This window comes from Acidiphilium sp., from assembly GCF_049977125.1.
In the GTDB taxonomy this organism is placed as follows: Bacteria; Pseudomonadota; Alphaproteobacteria; order Acetobacterales; family Acetobacteraceae; genus Acidiphilium.
This window is the reverse complement of the sequence record NZ_JBMFGY010000342.1, coordinates 1-1,857: the sequence shown is the minus strand read 5'-3', so window position 1 is coordinate 1,857 and position 1,857 is coordinate 1. Positions and strand designations below refer to the sequence as shown.

1 protein-coding gene is annotated in these 1,857 nt (G+C 61.1%); it reads right to left on the bottom strand.

From position 1 onward, the window contains the following. On the bottom strand, nucleotides 1-1,518 hold a 1,518-nt coding region (locus tag ACP5E6_RS18900), incomplete at its 3' end, for a recombinase family protein (RefSeq protein WP_427957009.1). Nucleotides 1,519-1,857: the final 339 nt, after the last annotated feature.

Genomic DNA, 1,857 nt, shown 5'->3' with positions numbered 1-1,857 from the left:
CTCGGCCGCCTCCGGCGTGGGCGCGCCAATATCAACCCGATCGATCAGGGTTCGCACAGTCTCCAAGGCAGCCCGGCCGGCATCTTCAGCATGAAGGGCCGTTTGCAGTTGCTCGACCTTGGCGCGATAGACGCCGGCGAGATTGGGATGCAGCCGCGGTGCCGCGATCGGCGGGTTCTTCAGATGGCGGATGAGGGCGGCCTTGCGCCCCTCCAACTCATCGAGTTTCTCTTGCAGCCCGGGTGCCCTGATACCCTCGCAGATCGCCTCGAATAATTGGTCGAGCTTGCGCGTCACGTGATCGAGTTCGCGTTTGCGGGCGGCATTGTCCGCTTCAATGGTGCTCTGCAGCTTATTCCACTCCGCTGTGAAATCCGCCACGAACTGCTCGACGTGTTCTGGGCGCATCAACTGATGCCGCAGCGCGTTGAGAATGAGCGCATCCAGCTCGCTGCGCCGAATGTTCTGCTTGTTACTGCATGTCCCCTGCCGATTGGCGGCGGTGCAGCCGAGGTAATCCTTACCAGTCGCGCCGAACGTGCCACCGCACGCGGCGCAGAAAACCTTGCCACTCAAGATATGCTGCGCCCGGCGCCGCTCATGGAACTTCGGCCGCCCAGGCGCATCGGCGCCTGAGGCATCGCGAACATCGGATAACCGCACTTGCACGAGATCCCAGAGATCCTGTTCCACAATCCGCAGATCAGGCACCTCCTCGATGATCCACTGGTCCTCTGGATTCATGCGGCGGACCCGTTTGTGGGAACCCGGATCCTTGATGAACCGCGACCGGTTCCAGATCAACCGGCCGATATAAAGCTCGTTGCGCAGAATGCCGGTACCCCATTTGAGATCGCCGCGAATCGTGGTGTCGCGCCACGACCGACCATCAACGCCAGGGACGCGCTCGGCGTTCAATTGTTTAGCGATCGCAACCGGGCTGGCGCCTGCCGCCGTCATCGTGAATATCCGTCGCACGACCGACGCTTCGGCTTGGTTAATCGCACGTTCACCCCGGATTGGCTCCCCGCGGGCGTCGACACTACGGACGATATCGTAGCCAAAACTCTTGCCGCACGCCGCTTTACCCGCTTCGATCCGGCCGCGCATGCCACGAAGCGTCTTCTGCGCCAGGTCTTTCAGGAAAAGCGCGTTCATCGTGCCCTTCAGTCCGATGTGCATCTCCGAGACGTCGCCCTCCGCGATCGTTACGATCCGCACACCGGCAAACCGCAGGCGTTTGAACAGACCGGCGATATCCTCCTGATCGCGCGACAGGCGATCCATCGCCTCGGCGAGCACGATGTCGAACCGCCTGCGGTTCGCATCCTCCATTAGCGATTGAATGCCGGGACGGATCAGCGATGCCCCGGAAATTGCCCGGTCCGAGTAGCTGTCGACCACACACCAGCCCTCGCGCGTCGCCCGCTCACGGCAGAGCCGCAGCTGATCCTCCACCGACGCCTCGCTCTGCATGTCGGTGGAATAGCGGGCGTAAAGCACAACATGAGGCGGCATCGGACGACTCCGAGTGGAAGATGATGCGGAAAGGCTACCATACGACGGCCGGAAACGACCAGCGAAATTGAGCCGGTTGATCGGGGCGAAGGTTGCATCGGTAAGCCACCGGATACGATCACCGACTATGGCGTGCGTAACGTGTTTGGGATTCCCGCAAGCCATATCGGCTTTGCGCCAAACGTTGCCGTTGGCTGGATGACCGCTTTGCGCCTAATTTCAGACATTCACGGAGTTCGGGCGAGTGCCTCGAAGCAGACGTTCAGGCTAGCGGTCGGTGTTAAAACGGAACGTGTCAACGACAATGAGACACCCGGGTTTGGCAATTAGGCTTGGGCT